Annotated in this window: 31 protein-coding genes and 3 pseudogenes; 29 read left to right on the forward strand and 5 right to left on the reverse strand. The window is 37.4% G+C overall.

Annotated elements, in window-relative coordinates; all coding sequences use genetic code 11:
- The first annotated feature begins 59 nt into the window (after window positions 1–59).
- Window positions 60–1,085, forward strand: coding sequence for a spore photoproduct lyase (gene splB / locus AA0X95_RS11210; protein WP_413308874.1), 1,026 nt, complete (start codon window positions 60–62; stop codon window positions 1,083–1,085).
- Between the two features lie 87 nt (window positions 1,086–1,172).
- Window positions 1,173–2,057: a patatin-like phospholipase family protein gene (locus AA0X95_RS11215; RefSeq protein ID WP_413308876.1), complete on the forward strand. Its 885-nt coding sequence runs from the start codon at window positions 1,173–1,175 to the stop codon at window positions 2,055–2,057.
- Window positions 2,058–2,085: 28 nt separating this feature from the next.
- Here AA0X95_RS11215 and AA0X95_RS11220 read toward each other — a convergent pair whose 3' ends face one another.
- Complete coding sequence (locus tag AA0X95_RS11220; RefSeq protein ID WP_413308878.1) at window positions 2,086–2,478, reverse strand: SA1362 family protein; 393 nt, start codon at window positions 2,476–2,478, stop codon at window positions 2,086–2,088.
- A 58-nt stretch (window positions 2,479–2,536) separates the two neighbouring features.
- Entirely contained in the window at window positions 2,537–3,481 is a 945-nt protein-coding gene (locus tag AA0X95_RS11225; RefSeq protein WP_413308880.1) for a DUF1385 domain-containing protein, read from the reverse strand.
- Between the two features lie 280 nt (window positions 3,482–3,761).
- Here AA0X95_RS11225 and AA0X95_RS11230 point away from each other — a divergent pair, with 280 nt between their 5' ends.
- The 4 genes and pseudogenes from AA0X95_RS11230 to AA0X95_RS11245 all read left to right on the forward strand — a co-directional run.
- Entirely contained in the window at window positions 3,762–4,259 is a 498-nt protein-coding gene (locus AA0X95_RS11230) for a YqhR family membrane protein (protein ID WP_413308882.1), read from the forward strand.
- A 75-nt stretch (window positions 4,260–4,334) separates the two neighbouring features.
- On the forward strand, window positions 4,335–5,396 hold the full coding sequence (locus AA0X95_RS11235; RefSeq protein WP_413308884.1) for a M24 family metallopeptidase: 1,062 nt from the start codon (window positions 4,335–4,337) through the stop codon (window positions 5,394–5,396).
- A gap of 21 nt (window positions 5,397–5,417) precedes the next feature.
- A complete protein-coding gene (gene efp / locus AA0X95_RS11240) occupies window positions 5,418–5,975 on the forward strand; it encodes an elongation factor P (protein ID WP_309860715.1) in 558 nt (185 codons plus the stop codon).
- 330 nt (window positions 5,976–6,305) lie between these two features.
- A pseudogene (locus tag AA0X95_RS11245) lies at window positions 6,306–6,425 on the forward strand (DUF6803 family protein); the annotation flags it as partial.
- Here the strand turns inward: AA0X95_RS11245 and AA0X95_RS11250 are convergent.
- Window positions 6,426–6,524: a DUF6803 family protein gene (locus tag AA0X95_RS11250; RefSeq protein WP_413309962.1), complete on the reverse strand. Its 99-nt coding sequence runs from the start codon at window positions 6,522–6,524 to the stop codon at window positions 6,426–6,428. It abuts the pseudogene before it with no gap.
- A gap of 232 nt (window positions 6,525–6,756) precedes the next feature.
- On the opposite strand from AA0X95_RS11250, the pseudogene AA0X95_RS11255 reads away from it, so the two are divergent.
- Window positions 6,757–7,065: pseudogene (locus AA0X95_RS11255) on the forward strand (PCYCGC motif-containing (lipo)protein); the annotation flags it as partial.
- On the opposite strand, the pseudogene AA0X95_RS11260 reads toward AA0X95_RS11255, so the two are convergent.
- Window positions 7,003–7,143: pseudogene (locus AA0X95_RS11260) on the reverse strand (hypothetical protein); the annotation flags it as partial. The pseudogenes AA0X95_RS11255 and AA0X95_RS11260 overlap by 63 nt on opposite strands.
- On the opposite strand from AA0X95_RS11260, the gene AA0X95_RS11265 reads away from it, so the two are divergent.
- From AA0X95_RS11265 to AA0X95_RS11320, 12 genes are all read left to right on the forward strand, one after another.
- A complete protein-coding gene (locus tag AA0X95_RS11265; protein ID WP_413308887.1) occupies window positions 7,142–7,798 on the forward strand; it encodes a c-type cytochrome in 657 nt (218 codons plus the stop codon). The pseudogene AA0X95_RS11260 and the gene AA0X95_RS11265 sit on opposite strands and share 2 nt — an antisense overlap.
- A 249-nt stretch (window positions 7,799–8,047) precedes the next feature.
- Window positions 8,048–9,097: a hypothetical protein gene (locus tag AA0X95_RS11270; protein ID WP_413308889.1), complete on the forward strand. Its 1,050-nt coding sequence runs from the start codon at window positions 8,048–8,050 to the stop codon at window positions 9,095–9,097.
- Window positions 9,098–9,111: 14 nt separating this feature from the next.
- Window positions 9,112–9,564 (forward strand): cytochrome c maturation protein CcmE, encoded by a 453-nt coding sequence (locus tag AA0X95_RS11275; RefSeq protein ID WP_413308891.1) that lies wholly within the window; start codon window positions 9,112–9,114, stop codon window positions 9,562–9,564.
- Window positions 9,565–9,589: 25 nt separating this feature from the next.
- Window positions 9,590–11,572, forward strand: coding sequence for a heme lyase CcmF/NrfE family subunit (locus AA0X95_RS11280; protein WP_413308894.1), 1,983 nt, complete (start codon window positions 9,590–9,592; stop codon window positions 11,570–11,572).
- Between the two features lies 1 nt (window position 11,573).
- A complete protein-coding gene (locus tag AA0X95_RS11285) occupies window positions 11,574–12,080 on the forward strand; it encodes a cytochrome c-type biogenesis protein CcmH (protein ID WP_413308896.1) in 507 nt (168 codons plus the stop codon).
- A 12-nt stretch (window positions 12,081–12,092) separates the two neighbouring features.
- Window positions 12,093–12,467, forward strand: a complete 375-nt coding sequence (locus AA0X95_RS11290) for a hypothetical protein (RefSeq protein ID WP_413308898.1) — start codon at window positions 12,093–12,095, stop codon at window positions 12,465–12,467.
- Entirely contained in the window at window positions 12,464–13,459 is a 996-nt protein-coding gene (locus AA0X95_RS11295) for a hypothetical protein (protein WP_413308900.1), read from the forward strand. The genes AA0X95_RS11290 and AA0X95_RS11295 overlap by 4 nt, the downstream gene beginning before the upstream one ends.
- Window positions 13,460–13,483: 24 nt before the next feature.
- Window positions 13,484–14,188: an ABC transporter ATP-binding protein gene (locus AA0X95_RS11300; RefSeq protein WP_413308902.1), complete on the forward strand. Its 705-nt coding sequence runs from the start codon at window positions 13,484–13,486 to the stop codon at window positions 14,186–14,188.
- Complete coding sequence (locus AA0X95_RS11305; RefSeq protein ID WP_308083224.1) at window positions 14,185–14,865, forward strand: heme exporter protein CcmB; 681 nt, start codon at window positions 14,185–14,187, stop codon at window positions 14,863–14,865. The genes AA0X95_RS11300 and AA0X95_RS11305 overlap by 4 nt, the downstream gene beginning before the upstream one ends.
- On the forward strand, window positions 14,866–15,630 hold the full coding sequence (locus AA0X95_RS11310) for a cytochrome c biogenesis protein (RefSeq protein WP_413308905.1): 765 nt from the start codon (window positions 14,866–14,868) through the stop codon (window positions 15,628–15,630). It abuts the gene before it with no gap.
- A 12-nt stretch (window positions 15,631–15,642) separates the two neighbouring features.
- Entirely contained in the window at window positions 15,643–15,774 is a 132-nt protein-coding gene (locus AA0X95_RS11315; protein ID WP_413308907.1) for a CcmD family protein, read from the forward strand.
- Between the two features lie 24 nt (window positions 15,775–15,798).
- The gene (locus tag AA0X95_RS11320; protein WP_413308909.1) at window positions 15,799–16,308 is read left to right on the forward strand and encodes a TlpA family protein disulfide reductase; all 510 of its coding nucleotides are present in this window, start codon (window positions 15,799–15,801) and stop codon (window positions 16,306–16,308) included.
- A gap of 41 nt (window positions 16,309–16,349) precedes the next feature.
- Here AA0X95_RS11320 and AA0X95_RS11325 read toward each other — a convergent pair whose 3' ends face one another.
- Window positions 16,350–17,021, reverse strand: a complete 672-nt coding sequence (locus AA0X95_RS11325) for an SIMPL domain-containing protein (RefSeq protein WP_413308911.1) — start codon at window positions 17,019–17,021, stop codon at window positions 16,350–16,352.
- Window positions 17,022–17,237: 216 nt separating this feature from the next.
- Here AA0X95_RS11325 and spoIIIAA point away from each other — a divergent pair, with 216 nt between their 5' ends.
- The 10 genes from spoIIIAA to accC all read left to right on the forward strand — a co-directional run bounded on the left by spoIIIAA (window position 17,238) and on the right by accC (window position 24,518).
- Window positions 17,238–18,161 carry a stage III sporulation protein AA gene (gene spoIIIAA, locus AA0X95_RS11330; RefSeq protein WP_413308913.1) on the forward strand — a complete coding sequence of 308 codons (924 nt, stop codon included), beginning with the start codon at window positions 17,238–17,240 and terminating at the stop codon, window positions 18,159–18,161.
- Window positions 18,162–18,677 (forward strand): stage III sporulation protein SpoIIIAB, encoded by a 516-nt coding sequence (spoIIIAB, locus tag AA0X95_RS11335; protein WP_413308915.1) that lies wholly within the window; start codon window positions 18,162–18,164, stop codon window positions 18,675–18,677.
- An 11-nt stretch (window positions 18,678–18,688) separates the two neighbouring features.
- Complete coding sequence (gene spoIIIAC / locus AA0X95_RS11340; protein WP_007084610.1) at window positions 18,689–18,892, forward strand: stage III sporulation protein AC; 204 nt, start codon at window positions 18,689–18,691, stop codon at window positions 18,890–18,892.
- Window positions 18,893–18,908: 16 nt separating this feature from the next.
- Entirely contained in the window at window positions 18,909–19,298 is a 390-nt protein-coding gene (gene spoIIIAD / locus AA0X95_RS11345; protein ID WP_309867770.1) for a stage III sporulation protein AD, read from the forward strand.
- A 29-nt stretch (window positions 19,299–19,327) separates the two neighbouring features.
- A complete protein-coding gene (gene spoIIIAE / locus AA0X95_RS11350) occupies window positions 19,328–20,527 on the forward strand; it encodes a stage III sporulation protein AE (protein ID WP_413308918.1) in 1,200 nt (399 codons plus the stop codon).
- 12 nt (window positions 20,528–20,539) lie between these two features.
- Window positions 20,540–21,169, forward strand: a complete 630-nt coding sequence (spoIIIAF, locus tag AA0X95_RS11355) for a stage III sporulation protein AF (protein ID WP_413308920.1) — start codon at window positions 20,540–20,542, stop codon at window positions 21,167–21,169.
- Complete coding sequence (spoIIIAG, locus tag AA0X95_RS11360; protein WP_413308922.1) at window positions 21,162–21,812, forward strand: stage III sporulation protein AG; 651 nt, start codon at window positions 21,162–21,164, stop codon at window positions 21,810–21,812. Before spoIIIAF ends, spoIIIAG begins: the two co-directional genes overlap by 8 nt.
- 14 nt (window positions 21,813–21,826) lie before the next feature.
- Entirely contained in the window at window positions 21,827–22,387 is a 561-nt protein-coding gene (locus AA0X95_RS11365) for a SpoIIIAH-like family protein (RefSeq protein WP_413308924.1), read from the forward strand.
- A gap of 257 nt (window positions 22,388–22,644) precedes the next feature.
- Window positions 22,645–23,148 carry an acetyl-CoA carboxylase biotin carboxyl carrier protein gene (accB, locus tag AA0X95_RS11370; protein WP_413308926.1) on the forward strand — a complete coding sequence of 168 codons (504 nt, stop codon included), beginning with the start codon at window positions 22,645–22,647 and terminating at the stop codon, window positions 23,146–23,148.
- Window positions 23,149–23,162: 14 nt separating this feature from the next.
- On the forward strand, window positions 23,163–24,518 hold the full coding sequence (accC, locus tag AA0X95_RS11375; protein ID WP_413308928.1) for an acetyl-CoA carboxylase biotin carboxylase subunit: 1,356 nt from the start codon (window positions 23,163–23,165) through the stop codon (window positions 24,516–24,518).
- The last annotated feature ends 18 nt before the right edge of the window (window positions 24,519–24,536 follow it).

Below are 24,536 nucleotides of genomic sequence, written 5' to 3' on the forward strand. Positions count from 1 at the left end.
TTTAACTTTTTCTCGGTAGCTAATACTACATAAAAAGCATCTGAGAAAAGAGGGAGACCATGGAACCGTTTATGCCACAGTTAGTTTACATTGAACCGAAAGCATTAGAATACCCACTAGGCAGGGAACTAAAAGAAAAATTTACAAAAATGGGACTTGAGATAAGAGAAACCACTTCACATAACCAGGTAAGAGGAATACCTGGAGACAATGAATTACAGCAATATCGAAATGCAAAATCTACACTGGTGGTTGGAATCAGAAGAACATTAAAATTTGATACATCGAAACCTTCTGCAGAGTATGCCATTCCATTGGCTACAGGCTGTATGGGACATTGCCACTACTGTTACTTACAAACAACACTTGGTAGTAAACCATATATTCGGACATATGTTAATTTAGATGAAATTTTTGCACAGGCAGAGAAGTATATGGAAGAGAGAAAACCTGAAATTACCCGATTTGAAGCAGCCTGTACATCGGATATTGTTGGCTTAGATCACTTAACACATTCTCTTAAGAAAACCATTGAATTTATCGGACAAACAGAGTTCGGAGAACTACGCTTTGTGACCAAGTTTCATCATGTTGATCACCTTTTAGACGCGAAACACAATGGAAGAACTCGGTTTCGGTTTAGTGTAAATTCACGCTATGTCATAAAAAATTTTGAACCTGGAACATCCTCATTTGAAGACCGCCTAAAGGCGGCTAGAAAGGTTGCTAACGCTGGTTATCCCTTAGGGTTTATTATAGCTCCCATCTACATGCATGATGATTGGAAAGAAGGATATCGTGAATTATTCGAAAGATTAAGTGATGAGTTAGCGGGACTGGAAATACCCAACCTTACATTTGAGCTCATTCAGCATAGATATACAAAACCGGCAAAAAACGTGATAGCCAAGCGGTACCCAAAAACCAAGCTCGAAATGGATGAAGGGAAACGAAAATATAAATGGGGCCGTTATGGAATAGGAAAATATGTTTATCCAGATGAAGCTGCAAAGGATTTGGAGAGCACCATCCGTCAGTATGTGGCAGAATTTTTTCCTAACGCAGAAGTCCAATATTTCACCTAAAAAAATTTTGTTCTTGTCCGCCGTACTATTTCTACATGTTCGCGCTTAAAGATGTAACAATGAGTTCATCTTTAGGAGTGGCTGCCAATGAAAATAGACGGCGTTTTTTCTGGAGGGGGCATAAAAGGGTTTGCATTAATTGGAGCATACGAAGAAATTGAAAGTAGAGGACTGGAGTTTGTGAGAGTAGCGGGCACAAGTGCAGGGTCGATTGTTGCTGCCTTAATCGCTGCTGGCTACACGAGTAAAGAATTATATCAATTAATGGATGAACTTGATTTAACACAATTACTCGATCCTCGAAAATTAGTCATTCCTTTTCCATTTGCAAAATGGTTGTTAGTTTATTGGAAGTTAGGACTTTATAAAGGAAATGAACTTGAGAAATGGTTGAAAGAGAAGCTCGAAGCCAAAGGGTTAAGAACCTTTTCAGACCTACCACCAGATACACTTAGAGTGATAGCCTCGGATCTCTCAAATGGGCAAATGGTAGTCCTTCCAAATGATTTGCAAAAATACGGGATATCCCCAGGTTCATTTTCCATTGCAAAAGCAATTAGAATGAGCTGTAGTGTTCCTTATTTTTTTGAACCCGTTCGATTACGATCAATGGATGGAGTAAACATCTTGGTAGATGGAGGAGTCTTAAGCAATTTTCCTATGTGGCTATTCGACCAGGAAAATGTTCAAAAGATGAGGCCTGTTCTTGGTATTAAGTTAAGTGTTAGCGATTATGAGCACGAGAAGCATAAAATAAAAAACGGGATTCAATTATTTAGTGCATTATTTGAGACGATGAAGGATGCACATGATTCAAGATACATCTCCAAAAAACATGTGAAGAACATTATCTTTATTCCTGCTGAAGGCGTTTTTTTAACTGAATTTCATCTTACTGAGGAAAAAAAGCGGAAATTAATTGATGTTGGTAGGGAGCAGGCAAAGAAATTTTTGGATAAGTGGTGTTATTAATTAATACAGAAAGATAAAAATCGAGTGTCTAAAAGGACGCTCGATTTTTCTTTTTCCCCTTTTTACCGTCGATGACGGTTAAATGAGCAGGAGATTTCTTTTTTGTCTTGTTGCTTTTCTTTAATGTTGTTAACGTCCCAAGAGAAGAGCTTTTCATCGTAGAGTCTCCGCTCTTTTGCTGTAATCGTTTTTTGGATTTTTTTGCTGCTTTAAGAAATGCCCGCTGCTCTTTTTTCTGAGGGCTCGAAATTGAAAATTTACGAACAAGAAAATAAATAGCTAAACCGATCAATGCGATGATAGCAATTCTCTGAATGAAACCGGCAGGGTTAGCTGTAAATGAACCGAGTAGGCCAACCAGAGCTAGAATGACAAGTCCACCAATGACAAAAAATGATGTCCGATTTTTCAAGAAAGCCACCTCCCTAAGAGCATCTTAAGCATTTTTTTCCTCTTTTAAACACTGTAGAATAAAAGATTTAGACAATTTCCTCACTTTTCATATCATATTCAGATTCTTTTTCTCTTTTTAATAATTCTTTAAAGGAAAGAATCGCAACTTCCACTTGGTCATCGTTTGGTTCTTTAGTCGTTAATAGTTGTAGCCAAAGACCTGGAAGACCTAAGTATTTTAAAACAGGAATATCTCTTAATTTGTTTGTAATTTGTAAGACTTCAAAAGCAATACCTAAAACCACAGGTATCAAAAGAAGACGATCCACAACCCTTAACCAAAGTGGTGTTGTAGGTACAAACATGTAAACAAATACCCCAACAATGACTGTAAATAAGATGAAACTACTGCCACAGCGGTAATGGAGGCGGGAGTGTGCCTGAACATTTTCAACCGTTAACTTTACACCTGCTTCGAAGGTATTAATTACTTTATGCTCTGCACCATGATATTGAAACACCCTCTTGATAAGAGGTGTAAGTGAAACGAAATATATATAACAAAGCAGCAGCAATAGCTTAAAGAACCCTTCTACAAGGACTTGGGCAAAATCGGATGGGAAAATTGGCTTGGTTAGTACAGCTAAAAATACAGGTATTAATGTAAAAGCAAATTTTCCAAATAAGAATGAAAGGACCCCAATAACTGCTACCCCAAGATACATGGATAACTTAGAGACTTCTTTTTCCTTTATGGTCTCGTCGTCCTTTGGATCAACATCATATCTCTCAGTGGAAAAATTTAAGTGCTTTGACCCATTTGCACTTGCTTCAATAATTGCGATAATCCCACGAATAAATGGAATCTTTTTTAAGCTTGTTAGGTAAGGGTTTTCCTTACGAGGTAAATGAAAATATTCTACAGAACGATCTTTTCTGCGAACTGCAGTAACATAATGATGTTTACCGCCAAACATTACGCCTTCCACGACCGCTTGGCCGCCATAAACCGGTTTTTGAGATTTAGACATGGTTATTAACACCAACCTATAACAAAGTTGCACAATAGCAGAAAAAGATAAATCTGTTTGTACTTAAATGTATTCTACTAGAAAAATGAAAAAACCTCTAGGAATGACATAATTTTTACATTTAAATTCCGTAAAAAATTATTTTCATGCAAGGATTGGAATTCTAAAGGACATAATAATGAAGGAATTTCAGCTATCTATTTATAAAGGAATATGAAGAAGCGTGTAATTTGATGAGAATACAATTCCAATTAACAAAAAATGTACGGGGGTTGACACAATGGTTAAAGAAATAAAGAAGTCAGATTATCCAAAACCCATGTCTTTTGTTGCACTGGTTTTTTGGACAGGTTTATTTGGCGGGGTCTTTTGGGGTACAATTGGTTATATTAGCTACTTTTTTAATTTTACAGATGTTGCCCCTAATGCCATATTGGAACCTTGGACATTGGGTGAATGGAAAAAAGGGTGGATGGGAACTGTTATTTCCATTTTTCTCATGGGAGTATTATCAATAATTGCTGCTTATGTTTATTACTTTACCCTGAGAAAAGTTAAAGGTATATGGTTTGGATGGGGTTACGGGATTGTTTTATTCTTATTAGTATTTTTTGTTCTTAATCCTATCATTCCCAGTATAAAACCACTTTTTGAATTAAGCAGGGACACGATTATTACTTCAGTATGTTTATTCAGCATCTATGGAATTTTTATTGGATATTCCATCAATTATGAGTATGAACTTAGTAAAGTACAAGAGAAAGAGGCCACAACGTAAGTTTCGATTAGTCGGATTTGGTAGGTTGTGATAAAATATTTTTGTCCTCATTGAACAAAAGGAGAGTGGAGAGTAATGGAGAAAATAGAAAAACTAAGATCTTATTTTTCAACACATGGTATTGATGGGTTAGTAATAACCAGCCCATTTAATCGCCGCTACATATCCAATTTTACAGGCTCAGCTGGTGTGGTTTTAATCAGTGCGGAAAAAGCTTTGTTTATTACAGATTTCCGCTATACTGAACAGGCTTCTAAGCAATGCGAAGGTTTCGAGATTATTAAATTTTCTGGTTCCATTCCAGAGGAAGTCGCACAACAAGCAAAGAACTTAGGCATTCAAAAGCTTGGATTTGAAGAGGATTTTCTAACTTACTCTTCCTTTAAATTATATGATAAAGAAATCGAAGCTGAACTTGTTCCGATTTCTGGTGTAATTGAAAAGTTACGCTTGATTAAGACTGATGCAGAGATTAAGATATTAAAGGTAGCAGCAGATATTGCTGATGCGGCTTTTAAACATATTTTAGACTTCATTCGTCCTGGAAAAACTGAATTAGAGGTATCGAATGAACTAGAGTTCTTTATGAGAAGAGCTGGTGCAACTTCTTCATCTTTTGATACGATCGTTGCTTCCGGGCATCGTTCAGCGCTTCCACATGGTGTTGCTAGCAACAAAGTGATTGAGGCTGGAGATTTTGTTACACTAGACTATGGTGCGTATTACGATGGATATGTTTCTGATATAACTAGGACAATTGCTGTTGGAGAACCTGATGCAAAGCTAAAAGAAATTTATGAAATTGTCTTTGAAGCACAGGCTCGAGGTATGGCTGGAATTAAACCTGGCATGACTGGTAAGCAAGCAGATGCACTAACAAGAGACTACATAACAGAAAAAGGTTATGGGGAATATTTTGGGCACTCAACTGGACACGGTATAGGTCTTGAGATACATGAAGGCCCTGGTCTTTCATCAAAATCAGATATTGTTTTAGAACCAGGAATGGTTGTAACCTGTGAACCGGGTATATATATCCCAGGCCTTGGCGGTGTTCGGATTGAGGATGATACATTGATTACTGCTACTCACAATGAGGCTCTTACTCACTCAACAAAAGAACTAATTATTTTGTAATGAATTTTAGGAGGAACTTACATGATTTCTGTTAACGATTTTAAAACAGGATTAACAATTGAAGTGGATAACGGTCTATGGAGAGTTATTGATTTCCAACACGTAAAGCCAGGTAAAGGTGCGGCTTTTGTCCGTTCTAAACTACGTAACCTTCGTAATGGAGCTATTCAAGAAAAAACATTCCGTGCTGGTGAGAAAGTTGAAAAAGCACAAATCGATAATCGCAAAATGCAATACCTTTATGCTAGCGGTGACCAACACGTATTTATGGATATGGAATCCTACGAACAAGTGGAACTACCTGCTAGCAACATTGAGTATGAATTGAAGTTCTTAAAAGAAAACATGGAAGTTCACATCATGATGTTTGGTCATGAAACACTTGGCGTGGAATTGCCAAACACGGTTGTTTTAGAAGTTACTGAAACTGAACCAGGAATTAAAGGTGACACAGCTTCAGGCGGAACAAAGCCTGCTATCCTTGAAACAGGACTAAGCGTTCAAGTTCCATTCTTTATTAACCAAGGGGATAAATTAATTATCAATACAACTGAAGCATCATATGTATCAAGAGCATAATAACATAAAATTCGAAAGCCTTAGTCCGAAAAATCGGATTAAGGCTTTTTTATTCATAGCTAGGTTAATGCATTATGTTGATTTGACACACCTGTTGATTGGAGCGGAAGGCGCGAAGACTCCTGCGGGAGTACGGGGCAGGGGAGGCCCCGCAGGAGCGAGCGACGAGGAGGCTCCCCGGCACGCCCGCGGAAAGCGAAGTGCCTGGAGCGGAAATCAACAGACAATTTTAACAGAAAATCTTTAACAATTTCTCCATAGTTTCTGCTAAGTTTCTGCACATTTATTTTTTACATTAATGGTGTAGACAAAATAAAGGAGAAGATGATCATGAACATGACGCATTATATGGGGTTATTAGCAGACAATCAACCATGGAATTTAATTATCTTTATGGCCATTCCAGTTATATGTGCTGAAACTATAGCCATCACAGAACTCGGTATACTTTTAAATCCAGCCCTTCCATTCACTATTTATTGTTAATGGAATATAGGCTGTCTTCATTAAGTAAAGGAAAATTCCTTTGAAATATAAACCTGCAAATATACCTACTACCTTATTTACTTTTCTTAAGGTACCACCTAAATTCCTTGTACTTTTACTATCATAAAAACTTCACTAAATAGTAAGAAATTACATCCGTTCTACCAATTACGCTTTGCTAAAATAAACTAGTAAATATATTCATGGAAGGGGTGAACTGATTATGAAACGAATCACATCTTTTTTGTTCCTCTTCATTTTAATTGCGATCGTAGCAGCGGGTTGTAGTTCAAAAATGGAAGACGTTACCCTTGATAAAAAGCATAAACCTTTACCTGATTATGTATTGAATTCTTCAGAAAAGATTCAAGAGACATATGTTTTGGCAGCAACATATCCAGAGGTAATAGCACAGGTACCTTGCTATTGTGGATGTTTTGCCCAAGATGGTCATAAAAGTAATCTAGATTGTTATATTAATGAAATGGGTCCAGATAATGCTGTTAAAGAATGGGACTCCATGAGTATATCGTGAGACGTCTGTATAGATATCGCCCGGGAGGCGATCGAAATGCATCTTGACGGTAAAAGTCCTAAGAAGATTTATCAGTTGATTACAGAAAAATATAAAGACTTTGGGGAACCAACTCCAACACCTGAGCCCAAGTAAGGAGTAACCCATGAAAAAGATATTAATCGGAAGTTATATTTTGATTATTATTGGAATTATTGTCTGCATAAATAATAGTCACTTGTTTGAAGGTAATAGCTCAAAAGCTGTTGCTGCGGGCGAAAAACTGTATAAAAAAAACTGTCTTGTTTGTCATGGTGACACCGGTAAAGGTGAAGGGGCAAACGCAGGGACAGCCATTAACAGTCAGAAATTCTTAAGTTCGGTTTCTGATAAAGACTTATATAATTATGTTAAATACGGACGAGAAGGTACAGGCATGCCTGCTTATGGACCTAGATTGTCAGAAAAAGAGTTAACCAATCTAGTTGCTTTTATGAGAGATTGGCAAACGGAAGAACTGAAGTTTGATGTTCCTATAACCTTTGCAGGGGACCCGGAACGTGGAAAAGCTCAATATAATTTATATTGTCTTAACTGCCATGGGGAAGCGGGAGCTGGAAAATTAAAAATGGGAACGGCTTTAGCCAATCCACAGTATTTAAAATATACAACCGACAAGCAAATTTGGATCAGCACCGCTTACGGCAGAGAGGAAACACGTATGGGTCCTTCATTAAAGGGACTTGAAGGAGCTCGTCAACTTAAAAAAGAGGATATAACGGATATCGTTACATATATTCGATCCCTAGAAAAAAATAAGTAATGTAAAACCCTGAATCCAGATTGGATACAGGGTTTTATTTTTGAAGAGGATTAAAAATCATAAATCCCTTAAATGTGAACAATTTGTGGTGGTTTTTTGACGAAATCGCAACGATTTATAACGGTTAACAAAATGTTCAAGAGTGCTTCAACAACTAGGTATAGATAACGATTATATTTATTTCAAAGAGGACTATAGTGGAAAATAGTGCTACATCGTAATAAAGATTCCACTTCAAGGAGGATAAATATGCTTAAGAAAAAATTACTAGCATTTTTCGTCGTTGTATCGTTTGTATCAAGTTATATGACCCCAAAAGCAAGTGCGGAAACGACATTTCAAGCAGAAAAGTTTCCATTTAAAGAGATGCAAATTCAAGTTATGCCTGAGTTTGATTACCCTGAGGGTTGGTCGAGAGATATACCATCCTTATTAGTAGGCCAATACGGAACCATAACAAATAGTAGCGGTCAAGATTATGACGGAAAAATAGAAATCCCAGTACCAGCAATGGAAAAAGGATTTGAGGCTTATTTAGTAGCAGAATTCCCAGAAGAAAATAAACCGGAAGTACAGAGCCCCTATGATGTAAATAAGGAAAAAGGAATCATTTCGTGGAAACCAGCAAAAGCCATTAAAAAGAACGAAACTTATAAATTTGTTATTGAATACTATACAAAATCGGTAGTGGTTAAAGATAAAAAAAGTTTTACATATGAATTGATTCACAATGCTGATATTGAACTACTAGATGTCATCTTTTATGCTCCTATGAATGCAAAAGAAATCCAACTTGAGCCAAAAGCAGAAAATAATTCAAAAAGTGAGTACGGAGAGGAACTCTATTACTACCAATATAAAAATGTAAAAGCAGGAGATAGCTTAAAATATTCCTTCTCATATAAAAAAGACGGAACGGAATCTACCATGGAGGCCGTCAACAAAGCGGAACCACCTAATGATGAAAACCACAGTGGTGTGACAGCAACTGACCAGGTGAAAAATGGAGGAACAGATAACTCAACACGACCAATCATCGGTGTTGGAGGAGCATCGATTATTGGAATTGCGATAATTATTGCTGGTCTCTTTGTTTTCTTAGGTTTAAAGGGAAATAAACAGTCCACCAAAGCAGCAGCTAAGGGTTCAAAACATACGAAACAACAACCAAAGAAAACATCTATCAAAAAGGAAGATAAGTCAACAAATGCTGAAGAAAAGAAAGAGCTACGAAAAAAACTTTTAACTGGAAAAATAGACCAGGAGATGTACGAAGAAGAAATGAAAAAACTTATCTAATGAGGTGAGAGGGAATGAAGAAAAATACGATTGTTATGCTTGGCGGTTTTGTTATCGCTGCTGCCATCGTTTTCTTGCTTATGGCAGCAACTCCAGGGTCAAGTGGCGTTGAACTAACGATGAAGGAGCTATTGGCAACCCAGAATCAACATAAAGATGATTTTGTTACGGTAGAAGGGCTATTAATGGAAGACACCATTAAGTGGAACCCAGACAAAATCGAACTTAAGTTTGATGTAAAGGACAACGACGGCAATATAATGCATGTTATTCATAACGGTCCTAAACCAGATAACTTTTCTGAAGGTGTGATAACCATTCTTCAGGGAGCGCCAACAAAAAAGGATACCTTTGAAGCAGAAACAGTAAAAACGAGATGTCCTTCTAAATACGAAGGAAAAGATATGAAGGATTATGATCCTGAATCACATAAAGAAAAGTTAAATCAACCACCGAAAGAAAAATAACAGGCTGAAGTAAGAAGGTGACGAAATGTATTTATTCGCTAACGCAACAATCTATATAGGTTTAGCTATTGCCATCTATACACTACTCATTCTCACATTGGGGATTAGTACAAAGAATCAAAGGTTTGTGAATAGTGGTAAAGGTGGAGTGATTGCATTACTTGTTTGTTCATCGCTAGCAATGTTGTCCTTGTTCTACCTTTTAGCAACTTCACAGTTTCAGTACGAATATGTTCACGATTATACAAGTAGTGAACTTCCGATTATTTACAAACTTACCGCCCTATGGGCAGGTAATGCTGGTTCATTGTTACTTTGGACATTTTTCTTAACGCTTTACACAGTAATGATTGTCTTTTCAAGGAAGATGAAAGGAAACCCGATGGTTCCCTATATCTCAGCCATTCTCATGGCAAATGCAGTTTTCTTCTTCTTTATCCTTGGATTTGTAGCAAAACCATTCGTTTTATTAAATGAACTTCCGATTGAAGGTAAAGGTTTAAATCCAATGCTTCAAAACCCTGGAATGATTATACACCCAGTAACGCTTTATCTTGGGTATGTGGGTCTTGCCATTCCATTCGCATTTGCAATGGCTGCATTAATTTTAAAGAATGTTGATGATTTTTGGATTAAAATGACAAGACGTTGGACGATCATTGCCTGGTTATTCTTAAGTCTTGGTAATATTTTTGGCGGGCAATGGGCGTATGTGGAACTTGGTTGGGGTGGTTACTGGGCATGGGATCCAGTAGAAAATGCATCCTTTATGCCATGGTTAACGGCCACTGCCTTCCTTCATTCAGTAATGATTCAAGAACGAAAAAACATGCTGAAAATATGGAATATCAGCTTAATCATTGTTTCTTATGCGCTTACTCTATTTGGAACATTCTTAGTCAGAAGTGGAGTTCTGACATCCGTTCATGCATTTGCCAATTCAAATCTAGGATTATATTTCTTAATCTTCATGGGTATCGCAGTTATTCTAGCTCTTTATGTATTAATGAGTCGTTATAACCTATTAAAGCGCAGTGCAGGGGAATTTAATTCTTTTGTTTCAAAAGAAAGTAGTTTCCTAGTGAATAACTTATTACTTGTAGGTGCAGCCTTTGCTGTATTCTGGGGAACCATTTTCCCATTAGTATCAGAAGCGGTTCGAGGAACTAAAGTTACAGTAGGTCTTCCATTTTTTAATAAGGTGGAGGCACCGATTCTATTATCGATGATGTTTGTAATGGCAGTTTGCCCAATGCTTGCTTGGCAACGCTCTACTGTGAAAAACCTAAAGAAAAACTTCCTGATTCCTTCCATCCTTGCGGTTGTTGGAATGGTGCTAATGGTTGTATTAGGTATCCAAAAAGCCTGGGCTGTCATTGGATATGGAGTAATTATTCTATTACTGATCACTCATTACTTAGAGTTTTATAGAGGAGTTAAGGCTAGACGGAAGATGACCAAAGAAGCTCCTCTTGTTGCTCTTTACCGATTAATGATACGAAACCGCCGTAGATACGGGGGATATATCGTTCACCTTGGTATTGCATTTATTACAATGGGGATCATTGGATCGCAAAACTATGATTTAGAGACAATGAAAACAGTAGCATTGGGACAGTCTATTGAACTAAAAGATTATCGAATAAACTATGAGCGCCTAGACCAGAAAAAAGAAGGAATTAACGATATTGTCTATGCAGACGTTACTGTGTTTAGGAATGGCAAGAAGCTTGGCACATTCCAACCGGAAAAAGTATTTTATGGTAACTGGGAGCAGCCATCTTCTGAGGTAGCTATTATTTCATCGGTTAAGGAAGATTTATATATCGTACTTAGTGCTTGGGAAGATGATGGAAAGGCTACTTTTGTTGTAAAAGTAAACCCAATGATGAACTGGTTATGGTTTGGTTCATTCATGATTGTCATTGGCGCACTATTCGCCATTTGGAATGGAAAATATCAAAATGTCACTCCAAGATACACAGGAGTACGAAGAGAGGTGTCTTAATATGAGAAACAAACTTTATATAGGGCTCCTCATCCTTGCGTTTATCTTCCAAGGTTCATTCATCAGAGTGGAAGCGGCAAAACAAATTGACTATAAATCTGCAGAATTTAAAGCAGTTGCCCAGCAATTTGCCTGTACATGCGGCTGTGGGCAGGACCATTACGAGTGTGACCCCAACACTTGCAATCTCACTACCGAGTTTAAAAAAGACTTAGTAGAGATGATGAACAAGGGCTGGGATAAGGATAAAATACGTGATTATTATGTCAATATTTACGGTGAAGAGATCTTGACGTCACCTGAAAAAAGCGGATTTAGCTTAACTGCTTGGGTTCTACCCTTTGTTGTGTTAGGAGCAGCAGCTATCGCAGTATTTATAATCATTCGTAAATGGGTGAAAAAAAGAGGAACTGAAGAAATTGTCTCTGAATACGAGGACACAAAGGATGAAGTTGAAGGAGAAATCCTTTCTTCCATGATCGATGAAGAACGCAAAAAGTATCTTTAGGATGTGAACAAAATGCAGGATATCTCAATCATTTCAATGGTTTTTACGGCCGCAATGGCACTTACTTGTTTGTTTTTAATATTGTCACCATTATTTAAATGGGATGCCTATTTACATGCTAATGTAAATACTCAAGATTTAGCTAGTACTAAAGAAGCTCTATTGACCACTCTAAATGAGATAGAATTTGAATACAAAATGGATAAAATATCTCACGCAGATTATAAGGTTTTAAAGAAACAATATGAAACTGAAGTAGCTGGCATTATGAAGGAAGAAGAACAAATGATTGATAAAAGTATTGATGAGGATTTAATGGCAGAAGTAGAAAAAGAAATAGAGGCACAAATGCAAAGCTATAAAAATAAAAAGGGGGAAGGAAAGTGATCAAGAAAATCACAGTCTTCTTCCTTGGACTAATGTTGCTAATTCCGTTGCACGGCTTAGCAGCCACTGATTCAAAGATTTCTGTCGATATGCATTATATTGTAGTAAGTCCAGCTGAAGATGGCTCAACCAATATGATGAATATGGTTAATTATTTTAATACTTCCGGTGAGGAATATAAAGGGAACGGGGAAGGCAAGGCAGTGTTGAGTGTTGCCATTCCTAAAGGGGCAAAAGATCTTAATTTCTTAGATAATAAAATTGCTTTTAAAGAGGTTGAAAACGGCTTTATTACAACCACTCCGGTTCCCGCAAATCAAACAACGGTCCTTCCATATAGCTATAGAATGCCTAAAGGCGAGGAAATCAATATAACGTTAGATTATCCCGTCCAAACGATGCAGATACTTGTACCGGAGGGCATGGGGAGTATAGAGGTGAAGGGGGTAGAAGCAACTAGTCAAGGACTTTTTCCCTTTGATGACCAAAATTACTTTGGATATAGCATTGAAGATTTAAAAGCCAACCAGACTTTTACGCTAGTCTATAACAAAGATGTCCAGCCTCCATCAGATTCAACAACTAAAAGTCAAAATGCAAGCGCAAACGCAAACAATAGTTCAGTTACACACACGGCACCTGCATTTCATAATCCAGGTCATTTAAGGATGTGGGCTCAGTCTCCTTTACATCGGTTTAATCCGCACGTCTTTCTAATTATTATTGGTGCCATTCTTATTGCGGGCATTTCTTATTATGCTTACTTTAGAAGAAAAGCGAGGTTAGAAGAGGAAAGACTAGGAGCCGATAAAGAAGAAAAAGCATTTAAGCAGCTAATGGCAAAGCAAAAGGCTATTCTAGATAAGATTATTGAGTTAGAAGAAACTTTTGGTGATGGAAATCTATCAGAGGAAGATTATCATGCTAAGCTTGCTGCGTATAAGCAGCATCTTGTCCAAGTAAAATTAAATTTACGAAGCTATGTTGAGTAACAGCTGGAATGGGAGGGACCGCAATTGATTGACATAAAGAAGCTAACGAAGCAAGCTGACAATAAACTGATCTTACGTGGGATAGACCTCTCGATAAAAAAAGGAGAAACAGTTGCCATACTAGGTCCTAACGGTGCTGGTAAAAGTACGCTTTTAAAGGTGCTGGCAACATTAATAAAACCAACATCTGGATTGGTTAAAATAAATGGTTTAGATCTCAAAAAGGACCATATCGAGATAAAAAAAGTATTGGGTTATTTACCCCATTCCAGTCTGTTATACGATCATTATTCTCCTCTTGAAAATTTAGTTTTCTTTGGGAATATTTACGGAGTTAAGAATGTGGAGGAGAAAGCCATTCAACTTGTTAAAGAAGTGGGATTATCCTTCTTTTTGAATGAGCCGGTCAAGAACTTTTCCCGCGGTATGATACAAAGGATTGCCATCGCACGAGCCATTGTTCATGACCCAGAAGTTCTCCTGTTAGATGAACCACACACAGGGTTAGATCAAGGGGCTATAACAATTCTTAATAATGTAATCCTTTCTATGAAGGATCAAGGTGCGACCACATTAATGGTTACGCATGATTTTAAACAAGCAGCCGAGATTTGTGATCGAATTATTATTATTAAAAATGGGAAAATCGTCGATGACTTTAAAATGGAGAGACATAATTTAGGGTACGTTTCCGAAAAATACGAGCTTCAAGTGGAGGGAGTTTCATGAACTTATTTCGTACAGCCCTCTTACTAGCAAAAAAAGATTTATATTCCGAATTAAAAACAAAGCAAATACTAGTAACACAAATAATATTTGCGGGACTTGTGATTGTCGTTTTCAGCTTTGCCTTTGATCCTGCTAATAACACAACCAAGGCGGTCATTCCTGGGGTGGTTTGGGTCATTATCGTATTTGCCGGTATTTTGGGTCTTAACCGGTCCTTTATCTCCGAGCAGCGAAATGATACGATTCAAGGATTATTTGTTGCACCGATGGAAGCCGCAAGTATTTATTTAGGGAAGTTTCTTGCAAATTTCATCATGATCCTTGTGGTTGAACTAGTTTCTATACCGTTTCTATTTTTATTATTTGATTTTAAATTCTTTGGAAGTATTCCATATTTCATTTTAGTAGTTTTCCTAGGAAGCTTCGGGTTTATAGCAATCGGCACCTTCTTGGCTGCACTTTCTGCCAATTCAAAAAGCAGTGAAATGCTGCTGCCATTACTCTTATTCCCGATTACTACTCCGATATTGATTGGTGTGGTTCAAGCAACTCGAATTATCTTAACGAATATGGAGAAGTTTTCAAGCGCTTTAGCGTGGATCCAATTGGTTACCGCGTATGATGTGATATTCTTTGTGATTTGTATATTATTAATCGATTATGTTCTGGAGGTTTAAATGATGAGTATGAATCTCGAACGAGAGAAAGCTGGACTTACCGGGGCTCAGTTTGCTGATACTAAGAAACTTAATGTATCCCGTATTTTGTTTGTTGGCACAGTGATCTCCATGTTAGTTTCCCTATATTTTATTTTTATTTTTGCAGCAGAAGAAACAACCATGCATGCAGCTCAAAAAATCTTTTATTTTCATGTAAGTTCAGCATGGCTAGCCTTTATGGCGTTTTTTGTGACATTCATGTTCAGTATTTTGTTTTTAATCAAGCGAAAAAGAATTTTTGATACTTACGCCTATGTTTCTGCAGAGATTGGTGTTGTTTTCACCATTATTGTATTGACAACAGGACCAATTTGGGCAAGATCAGCCTGGAACACTTGGTGGGTGTGGGAACCAAGATTAATTACGACCTTAATCCTATTTTTTATCTATATTGCCTATATTATGATTCGACAAATGGATGGAGTGTGGGATAAAAAAGCACGACTAGCATCTGTATTTGGAATCATAGGATTCGCTGATGTTCCAATCGTATTCTTTGCTATTCGCTGGTGGCAAACGAAATTTCACCCAATTGTTTTTGGTGAGGGACCTTCCCAAAAAGGTGGTGGAATTGAAGATAGTATGCTTGTAGCGTTGCTAATCACAATTACTGGTTTCACTATTTTTTATGCCTACCTTCTTCATAAAGGTGTTTCATTTGAAAATATGAAAATCAAAGTAGAACGTTATAAAGAAAAGTTAAGAGAACAATTAGAAAACTAGGAGGAATCTAAAATGAACTATGAATATATGTTGGGTGCGTATTCCGTAGCATGGGTTGTAATTTTTGCGTATATGCTTATTGTTGGTCAAAGACATACAAAGTTGAAGAAGGAAATAGAATTCTTAAAACAACTAGAAAAATAAGCAAGGGGAGCAGGAGGAAATAAGATGAACAAACGAGTCATCAAATTGCTCGTCATGATTCTAATTGTTGGCATGTTTGCTTTCTTTGCTTATAGTCTTGTCACAAAAGGGAAACACACCGATGTAGGCGATAAGGCTTATAATTTTGAACTTCCAAACCTAGATGGCAGCAATACCAAGCTAGCGGATTATAAGGGTGAAGTAGTTATTTTAAATTATTTTGCCAGCTGGTGTGCTCCTTGTAAAGACGAATTCCCAGAGTTAGAAGCTTTCCAAAAAGATTATGGTGATCAATATAATCTTCTTATGATTAATCGTGGAGAGACAAAGGATAAAATTAATAAAGTAACTGAAAACAATAAAGCAGGAATGAATTACCTATTTGATTATAATGCTAAAGTGTCAAAATTATATAATGTAACTGGGCAGCCTGAGACGTTTGTTATTGATAAACAGGGAGTAATCAGAGAGCACTTTAACGGACCTGTTACAGAAATGCAATTGTATAACTGGGCAAAGAAATATAATAAGTAAAGAGAGGATTGACCCATCAGATGATGGTGTCATCCTCTTTTTTATATATTTCGATAGTGAAAATCTGCTGATATGTTTGCTTTTATTTTTATTTGTCCAGGTTCTAACGGAGTGGTGCTCATTGCTTTAACCATTGTTTCCGGCTGATATGAGTAGGGGTGAATCGAACTACTGTTTTCCACAATTAAACTAGGAGTGGGTATTAGTGTGACGTTTATCGAGTCGGCAATTGTTTGGGCTTTCCCGATTGCATTATTTACAGCCAGAACCAAGGCATGTTGATAATATGGCTCTTTATTTTTTACTGTGAATTGAATGTTTGAAACGTAATTTACCCCATTTTGGACAGCATTGTCTACCACTTTTCCCATCATAGTTAAATCTTCCATTTTCACCTGCAATATATGAGTTACTTTATATCCTCTAAAAATTTGTTTCCCTTGTTCATAATCGTAATCAGATTCTATTCGGTAATCAAATGTTTGTATATGTGTTTGGGGAATTCCAAGTTCCACTAAAGTTTGAATGACCTTTGTACTATGAATGGCATTTTGCTGCTGCGCTGGTATCAGTTCTTTGCCTTCCGTAATAACTCCTAAGTTTACAGTAGCTAAGTCGGGCTGGACCGACATATCGCCCTCCCCAGTTACTTTTATTAAATGCTGCCCTTTAGGATGGCCTCCACTTCGGTTAGGCTGTTGATAATGATACATATTAATTCTCCCCTTAACATAACGATTTTTCTATAAAATACTCCTTCCTCTTCAGATATGTTCCTATTTAGTAGGGAAATCACTCGGATTCAATGAAATCAGTTCTAGTAAACCTAGCAAAAAAATAGAATGAATTGACAGATTTGAAAGTCATAATGTGTCCAAGCAGGCATACATTTTAAATAATGAGAAAGGCAAATCAAGGAGGAACCAGTCATGGAAGGAATCCTAAATTTTTTACCAAAAAATATTGCAGATCTAATTAACCAAATCCCTCCTGAGCAAAAAGAAGAACTTGAAGAAATTCGCATTCGAATAAATAGACCAATCGAAATGACCTTAAAGGGAGCACCCAAATTTCTATCCTACATTATTCAACCTGAAGATGCATTTCACCTGATGAATAAAATAAGCCATTTTTCAATTTATACACTTGAGGAAGAACTAAAACGGGGTTATATAACTGTTTCTGGGGGGCACCGAATTGGGTTGGCTGGAAAGGTCATTCTTGAGGAGGGAAAGGTAAAGGCGATTAGAGATATCTCCTCTTTTAACATTAGGGTTGCAAGAGAAAAGGTAGGTATTGCTGAACCAATTGTGCCTTTTCTTTTTAAAAACAGCTGGATGCATACCATGATTATAGGACCCCCTCAGACAGGGAAAACGACACTGCTGCGTGATCTAGCAAGAATCATATCATCTGGTTATTGGTCAAAGGGAATACAGGCTAGCAAGGTTGGGATTGTTGATGAACGTAGTGAGATTGCCGGATGTGTAAATGGAGTACCACAATTAACCTTTGGTCACCGGCTTGATGTATTGGATGCCTGTCCAAAGGCTGAAGGAATGATGATGCTCATTCGTTCAATGAGTCCAGATGTATTAATTGTAGACGAAATCGGCCGCAAAGAAGATGCTGAAGCGATCCAGGAGGCTGTGCATGCCGGAATTAGACTAATCATGACCACTCACGGGACGAGCATTGAGGAGATTAGAAAACGCCCCTCTTTAAAGGAAATCATTGATCAGGACATTTTTCAACGATTTATTGTCCTTAGTAGAGCATCTGGACCAGGTACGATTACCCATATTTTAGATTCTAATGGGAAAGAATTGACGCAAAAAGTGAGAGTGACATAAATGATTAAGCTATTAGGGGCTATTATCATAATTGTTGCCACAACTTGGACAGGGTTTGAAGCGGCAAAGCATTTAAGTGAGCGTCCGAGACAGCTTCGCCTACTAAGATCGGCGCTGCAGTCACTTGAAGCAGAGATCATGTATGGACACACACCATTGCATGAAGCATCCAGAAGACTAGCTGAGCAACTTACTAATCCACTTGCCACTTTTTTTGACTCATTTGCCAAGAAACTTACAGACACAGAAACAACTGTCAAAGAAGCATGGGAAACAAGTTTAAAAGAGGTCTGGAAGGCGACAGCTTTAAAACAGGGAGAATTTGAAATTATGAAGCAGTTTGGGGAAACCCTTGGTCGTCATGATCGCTTTTCCCAACAAAAACATATTATGCTGACTCTTTCGCATCTTGAAAGAGAAGAAGCGGATGCCATCGATCGGCAATCAAAATATGAAAAAATGGTAAAGAGCCTAGGATTTTTGTCGGGATTATTACTAATTATTTTATTATTTTAGGGGGAAAAGCAATGGGTTTAGAAGTGGATATTATTTTTAAAATAGCAGGTGTGGGGATCGTAGTTGCCTTCTTGCATACCGTGCTTGATCAGGTGGGTAAGAAAGAATATGCGCAATGGGTTACCTTATTTGGTTTTATTTATATTTTATTTCAGGTGGCATCTATTGTGGATGACTTGTTCCAGAAAATAAAATCGGTTTTCTTGTTTCAATAGAGAGGGGGGCTTTGCTATTGAGATCATTAAAATTGTCGGAGTAGCTCTCATTGCCACCTTTCTAGCTCTAATCATAAAGGAGCAAAAGCCAAACTTTGCCTTCCTTTTAATTGTGTTTGTAGGCTGTGTCATTTTTCTTTTTTTAGTTGATAAAATCTATGAAATCATTCATATGCTTGAAAAATTAGCTGTGAATGCACGTGTAAATCTTGTTTATGTTGAAACCATTCTAAAGATCATTGGTATTGCTTATATTGCAGAATTTGCTACTCAAATAACAAAGGATGCGGGTCAAGGAGCAATCGCCTCTAAGATTGAATTAGCAGGAAAAGTAATCATACTCGCGATGGCGATTCCGATATTAACCGTTTTAATTGAAACCATTATTAAATTAATTCCGAGCTAATCACACTCTTTTAATGAGGTGTTTATAAAATGAAGCAGAGGCTGCAGATTATTCCTATTATCATTCTTGTATTCTTTTTTTTACTCACTCCAAGTGTCCAAGCTGCTGAAGAGCAGAAAGCTAACACTTCCTCTCTTTCTCCACAGGAACTCGTTGATGCTCAACTGGAAACATTAGATTTAGATGAATTAAAACAATTTTGGGAAGACATTACCGATAAGTATGGTGGGTTTCTCCCAGAAAGTCAGAAGGGAAGCTTGTATGATTTCATAAAAGGAGATAAGAAATTCTCCTTTAAGCAATGGGGTCAGGGGATTCTGAAATTTGCCTTTCATGAATTTGTGGCAAATGGAAAATTGCTTGGTTCGTTAATTATGTTAACCATATTTAGTATGTTCCTGCAATCTATGCAAAATGCGTTTGAGAAAAGTGCGATCAGTAAGGTTGCCTATTCCATTGTATATATGGTTCTTATCATCCTTGCGCTTAATAGTTTTCATATTGCTATCAGCTACACAAATGAAGCGATCGGGACGATGACTTCCTTTATCCTGGCACTTGTTCCTCTTCTGCTAGCATTAATTGCTGCATCTGGAGGACTAATATCGGCGGCATTTTTCCATCCTGTGATCTTATTTCTAATGAATATGAGTGGTTTATTCATGCAATATATTATTCTTCCACTTCTATTCTTAGCAACATTGTTAAGTATTGTAAGTACAATGTCCGAGCAATACAAAGTTTCGCAGTTAGCTCAATTACTGAGGAATTGGAGTATCGGTTTAATGGGTCTGTTCTTAACCGTGTTTTTGGGTGTAATCTCGGTCCAAGGTGCATCTGCTGCAGTTACGGATGGAGTAACCATAAGGACAGCAAAATTTGTTACCGGTAATTTCATTCCCGTTATTGGCAGAATGTTTACGGATGCAACAGATACGGTTGTAAGTGCTTCTGTTCTATTAAAAAATACGGTTGGTATCGCAGGAGTAGCTATTTTACTAATTATCGTTGCCTTCCCTGCAATAAAAATATTAATGATTGCTTTCATTTATAAATTTGCAGCTGCCATTCTTCAACCATTAGGCGGTGGCCCAATCATTAAATGCTTGGATATTATCAGTAAAAGCGTTATTTATGTTTTTGCTGCATTGGGAATTGTTTCACTGATGTTCTTTTTAAGTATTACAGTAATCGTCGCTGCTGGAAATCTGACAATGATGATGAGATAGGGGGGATCAATAATGGAGTTTTTAACAGAGTGGGTAACGAATATTATTTTATTTATCTTGTTAGCAACGGTAATAGATATGTTGCTTCCTAATTCAAGCCTGCAAAAATATACGAAGATGGTTACAGGCCTACTCTTAATTGCTATTATTCTCACCCCCATCTTTAAATTAATCTCCAAAGACTTTGAAACAACACTGGCATCAATCCCTTCATATCAAGCACCAGGTGAAAAAAACATGAAAAATTTAATAGATTTAAAGAAAAAAGAAATACAAGCTTCCCAACATGCATATATTTTAGAAGAAATGGCTGTCCAGCTAAAAAAGGACGTTAAGGAGGAGTTGATGGAACAATACGGATTGGAGATAGCAAAAGTTGATATAGCAATAAATGAAGAAAGCGACCAAGCATTCCCTGAAAACCTCCAAAAGGTTATGGTTCTTCTGAGACAACCGGAAAATGGCGTACAGTCAGTCGAAGCGATTAAACAAATAGAAATAAACACAGAAAAACCTCTTCCATCAAAAGGATCAACAGAAGAAACAGAAAAAATTACCTCATTTCTTTCGCAGAAGTGGAATGTAACTGAAGAAACAGTAGAAGTTTCGATTGAAGGGGGGATAAAAAAGAAAAATGGATAACAAACAAGGACCATTTTCATGGCTCAAAAAAATACTTAAATTAGATGAAAAAACAGAAAAGAAACCAAGTAAATACCAATATATGCTTCTCGTTCTATGTATTGGTGCAGCGTTTATGCTTGTGGGGAACATTGTATTCAAAACCGATACAAGTCCTACAGATATTCCAGCCTCAACAAATACAAAGGCAGAGGCAGAGGATGTCCCTGCATTTGGCTTGAAAAAGAGCTCAGGAAATAAGGCCATTGCTGAGTATGAAGAAAAGTATGAGGATCAGCTAAAGAAGGCACTTCAGGATATGTTAGGTGTGAATGATGTTACTGTCGTTGTGAATATTGATTCAACAGATAAAAAGGTTTTAGAGAAAAATAAAGTCTCAAAATCGCAAACAACGGAAGAAACGGATCGTGAAGGTGGACAACGGAAAGTACAGGAATCTTCAACCGATGAACAACTCGTTATTGTAAGAGCTGGGGAAAATGAGGGACCAATCGTTGTGGAAACGAAAAAACCTGAAATTCGAGGGGTATTGGTAGTTGCAAAAGGCGCTGACAATATTCAGGTGAAAAAATGGATTGTAGAAGCAGTTACAAGGGCGTTAGGAGTGCCAAGCCACCGTGTCGCCGTTATGCCTAAAAAATAAGAGGGGGATTTTATATGTTATTAAAGAAACAAACAGTTTGGTTATTAACAATGTTAAGCTTAGTGGTTGTCCTTTCAGTGTATTACATTACTTCACCGGAGCAAAAGTCTAATGATCTTGCGGCTGTTCAGCAAAATGCCAAAGATCAAATGGATCAAAAGCAGGCTAATTCAAAAACTGAGGCTAAGGGTGGAAAAACAATTGTATCAACTGTAGCAGGTGATGATGCATTTGAGGAACTTCGTATGAAGCTTGATGACCTAAGAAGCCAAATGCAAGAAGATTTAACGACTCAATTAGCTTCCACTAATCTTCCAGCAGATGAGCGTAGTAAGGTGAAGGATCAAATGGATCGATTAAACCAAACTGCTCAAAAAGAAGAAATTCTTGAAACATTAATCAGAACAATGGGTTATGAAGATGCTTTGGTTAGAGCTGATGGCGAGCAAGTAAGAGTAACAGTAAAATCTAAGAAAAAGCCTTCAGCATCTGAAGCAAATAAAATTATTCAACAGGTAAAGAAAGAAATTGGAGAAACCAATTACGTAGCAGTGGAATTCCAGCCATCAAAATAGTAGATAGACTTTAAAAGGAAAGTCCATGGCTTTCCTTTTTTATTGTTTATTTATTAATAATTAGGGAAAAATACTCATTTGAGGATAATCAAATTGTTAAAATTCCCTTTTTCATATAAAAAGATTAAGATAAAAGATGAAAGGGAATGAGTGAAATGTTTCAAGGAAATGATTTAGCTTATTGAACTTTTACTAAGAATTATCGTATAGTATTAGTAGCTAGTCCTAATTAAAGTGTTACAAGGGGTGTTACTCAAATGTTAAAAGTACAAGAAATTCGTGAATTAATTAAATTGGTAGACCAGTCTAGCATTGATGAATTTGTATATGAGAATGAAGGCGCCAAAATTCAAATGAAGAAAAATGCTGCTGCGGTGGTAACGACAGTTCAACCCGTTTTACAAGCTACGCCTGCACCTGTTCAAGCAGCAGCAGCTCCAGTCTCTGCACCTGCTGCATTAGCAGAAACAAAACAAGAAGCACCGAAAGTGGAAGCGACAAACCAAGCTGATACATCCAATCTACATAAAATTACATCACCAATGGTTGGAACTTTTTATGCTTCGCCAACACCTGATGCAGATGTTTATGTAAAAGCAGGAGATAAGGTATCAAAGGATTCGATTGTATGTATTGTTGAAGCGATGAAATTATTTAATGAAATTGAAGCTGAAGTAAATGGCGAAATTGTAGAAGTACTAGTTAAAAATGGTCAATTAGTAGAATACGGACAGCCTTTATTTTTAGTAAAGCCTGAATAAGGAGCGATAACAGGATGATAAAAAAACTGTTAATTGCAAACAGAGGAGAAATTGCAGTAAGAATCATTCGGGCCTGCCGAGAAATGGGTATTGAATCAGTTGCTGTTTTCTCAGAAGCAGACCGTGAAGCATTACATGTTCAATTGGCAGATGAAGCCTATTGCATTGGACCTAAAGCATCAAAAGATAGTTATTTGAACGTAACAAATCTTATTAGTGTAGCAAAACTGACTGCCTGCGATGCGATCCACCCAGGCTATGGATTCCTGGCGGAAAATGCAGATTTTGCAGAGCTTTGCAGAGAATGCAACATCATTTTTGTCGGGCCAAGTCCAGAGGCAATTAACAAAATGGGAACGAAGGATATTGCAAGGGAAACTATGCGAGAAGCTGGAGTACCAATCGTTCCAGGGTCAACTGGAATAATTAATGAGATTGAGGAAGCTCTTGAACTTGTCGAGAGAATTCAATATCCAGTTATAATTAAAGCAACAGCCGGTGGAGGCGGTAAAGGAATCCGTGTCGCCAAAAACGAACAAGAGTTAATTAAAGGCATTTCGATTACCCAACAGGAAGCAATGACAGCTTTCGGTAATCCAGGTGTTTATATTGAAAAATATATTGAGGATTTCCGCCATGTAGAAATTCAAGTTCTAGCTGATACCTACGGCAACACGATCCATCTAGGTGAACGCGACTGCACAATCCAACGGAGACTGCAAAAACTTCTTGAAGAATCACCTTCACCAGCACTTGATGGTGAAATTCGTGAAGAAATGGGTAATGCAGCAGTAAAAGCTGCGAAAGCAGTTGATTATTCGGGTGCTGGCACGGTAGAATTTATATATGACTACCGCAATCGTAAGTTTTATTTTATGGAAATGAACACGAGGATTCAGGTTGAGCATCCCGTAACAGAAATGGTCACTGGAATAGACCTTATTAAAGAACAAATTCGTGTGGCACAAGGCGAGAAGCTAACAGTAAATCAACAGGATGTTACATTTACTGGCTGGGCAATTGAGTGCCGGATTAATGCAGAAAATCCGGAAAAGAACTTTATGCCTTCTGCCGGTAAAATTAATATGTACCTACCGCCTGGCGGATTAGGTGTGCGTATTGATTCAGCGGCATATCCAGGATATACTATTCCGCCTTATTATGATTCCATGATTGCGAAAGTTATCACATATGGCAGCACTAGGGAAGAGGCAATTTCCAGAATGAAACGTGCATTGAGTGAGTTTGTTGTAGAGGGAATCCATACGACGATTCCATTCCACTTAAAGTTACTTGATCATGAAACATTCGTTGACGGACAATTCAATACGAAATTCCTAGAATTGTATGATGTGATGAAGACTATCTAATATCTGGAGGTGTTACGA

Source organism: Neobacillus phoenicis (assembly GCF_047302305.1).
Classification (GTDB): Bacteria; Bacillota; Bacilli; order Bacillales; family Cytobacillaceae; genus Neobacillus.

What these genes read in the sequence shown, in the direction of transcription:
- splB (WP_413308874.1), top strand. Translation starts at nt 60, where the DNA reads ATGGAACCGTTTATGCCACAGTTAGTTTACATTGAACCGAAAGCATTA.
- AA0X95_RS11215 (WP_413308876.1), top strand. Translation starts at nt 1,173, where the DNA reads ATGAAAATAGACGGCGTTTTTTCTGGAGGGGGCATAAAAGGGTTTGCA.
- AA0X95_RS11225 (WP_413308880.1), bottom strand. Translation starts at nt 3,481, where the DNA reads ATGTCTAAATCTCAAAAACCGGTTTATGGCGGCCAAGCGGTCGTGGAA.
- AA0X95_RS11230 (WP_413308882.1), top strand. Translation starts at nt 3,762, where the DNA reads ATGGTTAAAGAAATAAAGAAGTCAGATTATCCAAAACCCATGTCTTTT.
- AA0X95_RS11235 (WP_413308884.1), top strand. Translation starts at nt 4,335, where the DNA reads ATGGAGAAAATAGAAAAACTAAGATCTTATTTTTCAACACATGGTATT.
- efp (WP_309860715.1), top strand. Translation starts at nt 5,418, where the DNA reads ATGATTTCTGTTAACGATTTTAAAACAGGATTAACAATTGAAGTGGAT.
- AA0X95_RS11265 (WP_413308887.1), top strand. Translation starts at nt 7,142, where the DNA reads ATGAAAAAGATATTAATCGGAAGTTATATTTTGATTATTATTGGAATT.
- AA0X95_RS11270 (WP_413308889.1), top strand. Translation starts at nt 8,048, where the DNA reads ATGCTTAAGAAAAAATTACTAGCATTTTTCGTCGTTGTATCGTTTGTA.
- AA0X95_RS11275 (WP_413308891.1), top strand. Translation starts at nt 9,112, where the DNA reads ATGAAGAAAAATACGATTGTTATGCTTGGCGGTTTTGTTATCGCTGCT.
- AA0X95_RS11280 (WP_413308894.1), top strand. Translation starts at nt 9,590, where the DNA reads ATGTATTTATTCGCTAACGCAACAATCTATATAGGTTTAGCTATTGCC.
- AA0X95_RS11285 (WP_413308896.1), top strand. Translation starts at nt 11,574, where the DNA reads ATGAGAAACAAACTTTATATAGGGCTCCTCATCCTTGCGTTTATCTTC.
- AA0X95_RS11290 (WP_413308898.1), top strand. Translation starts at nt 12,093, where the DNA reads ATGCAGGATATCTCAATCATTTCAATGGTTTTTACGGCCGCAATGGCA.
- AA0X95_RS11305 (WP_308083224.1), top strand. Translation starts at nt 14,185, where the DNA reads ATGAACTTATTTCGTACAGCCCTCTTACTAGCAAAAAAAGATTTATAT.
- AA0X95_RS11310 (WP_413308905.1), top strand. Translation starts at nt 14,866, where the DNA reads ATGATGAGTATGAATCTCGAACGAGAGAAAGCTGGACTTACCGGGGCT.
- AA0X95_RS11315 (WP_413308907.1), top strand. Translation starts at nt 15,643, where the DNA reads ATGAACTATGAATATATGTTGGGTGCGTATTCCGTAGCATGGGTTGTA.
- AA0X95_RS11320 (WP_413308909.1), top strand. Translation starts at nt 15,799, where the DNA reads ATGAACAAACGAGTCATCAAATTGCTCGTCATGATTCTAATTGTTGGC.
- AA0X95_RS11325 (WP_413308911.1), bottom strand. Translation starts at nt 17,021, where the DNA reads ATGTATCATTATCAACAGCCTAACCGAAGTGGAGGCCATCCTAAAGGG.
- spoIIIAA (WP_413308913.1), top strand. Translation starts at nt 17,238, where the DNA reads ATGGAAGGAATCCTAAATTTTTTACCAAAAAATATTGCAGATCTAATT.
- spoIIIAB (WP_413308915.1), top strand. Translation starts at nt 18,162, where the DNA reads ATGATTAAGCTATTAGGGGCTATTATCATAATTGTTGCCACAACTTGG.
- spoIIIAC (WP_007084610.1), top strand. Translation starts at nt 18,689, where the DNA reads ATGGGTTTAGAAGTGGATATTATTTTTAAAATAGCAGGTGTGGGGATC.
- spoIIIAE (WP_413308918.1), top strand. Translation starts at nt 19,328, where the DNA reads ATGAAGCAGAGGCTGCAGATTATTCCTATTATCATTCTTGTATTCTTT.
- spoIIIAF (WP_413308920.1), top strand. Translation starts at nt 20,540, where the DNA reads ATGGAGTTTTTAACAGAGTGGGTAACGAATATTATTTTATTTATCTTG.
- spoIIIAG (WP_413308922.1), top strand. Translation starts at nt 21,162, where the DNA reads ATGGATAACAAACAAGGACCATTTTCATGGCTCAAAAAAATACTTAAA.
- AA0X95_RS11365 (WP_413308924.1), top strand. Translation starts at nt 21,827, where the DNA reads ATGTTATTAAAGAAACAAACAGTTTGGTTATTAACAATGTTAAGCTTA.
- accB (WP_413308926.1), top strand. Translation starts at nt 22,645, where the DNA reads ATGTTAAAAGTACAAGAAATTCGTGAATTAATTAAATTGGTAGACCAG.
- accC (WP_413308928.1), top strand. Translation starts at nt 23,163, where the DNA reads ATGATAAAAAAACTGTTAATTGCAAACAGAGGAGAAATTGCAGTAAGA.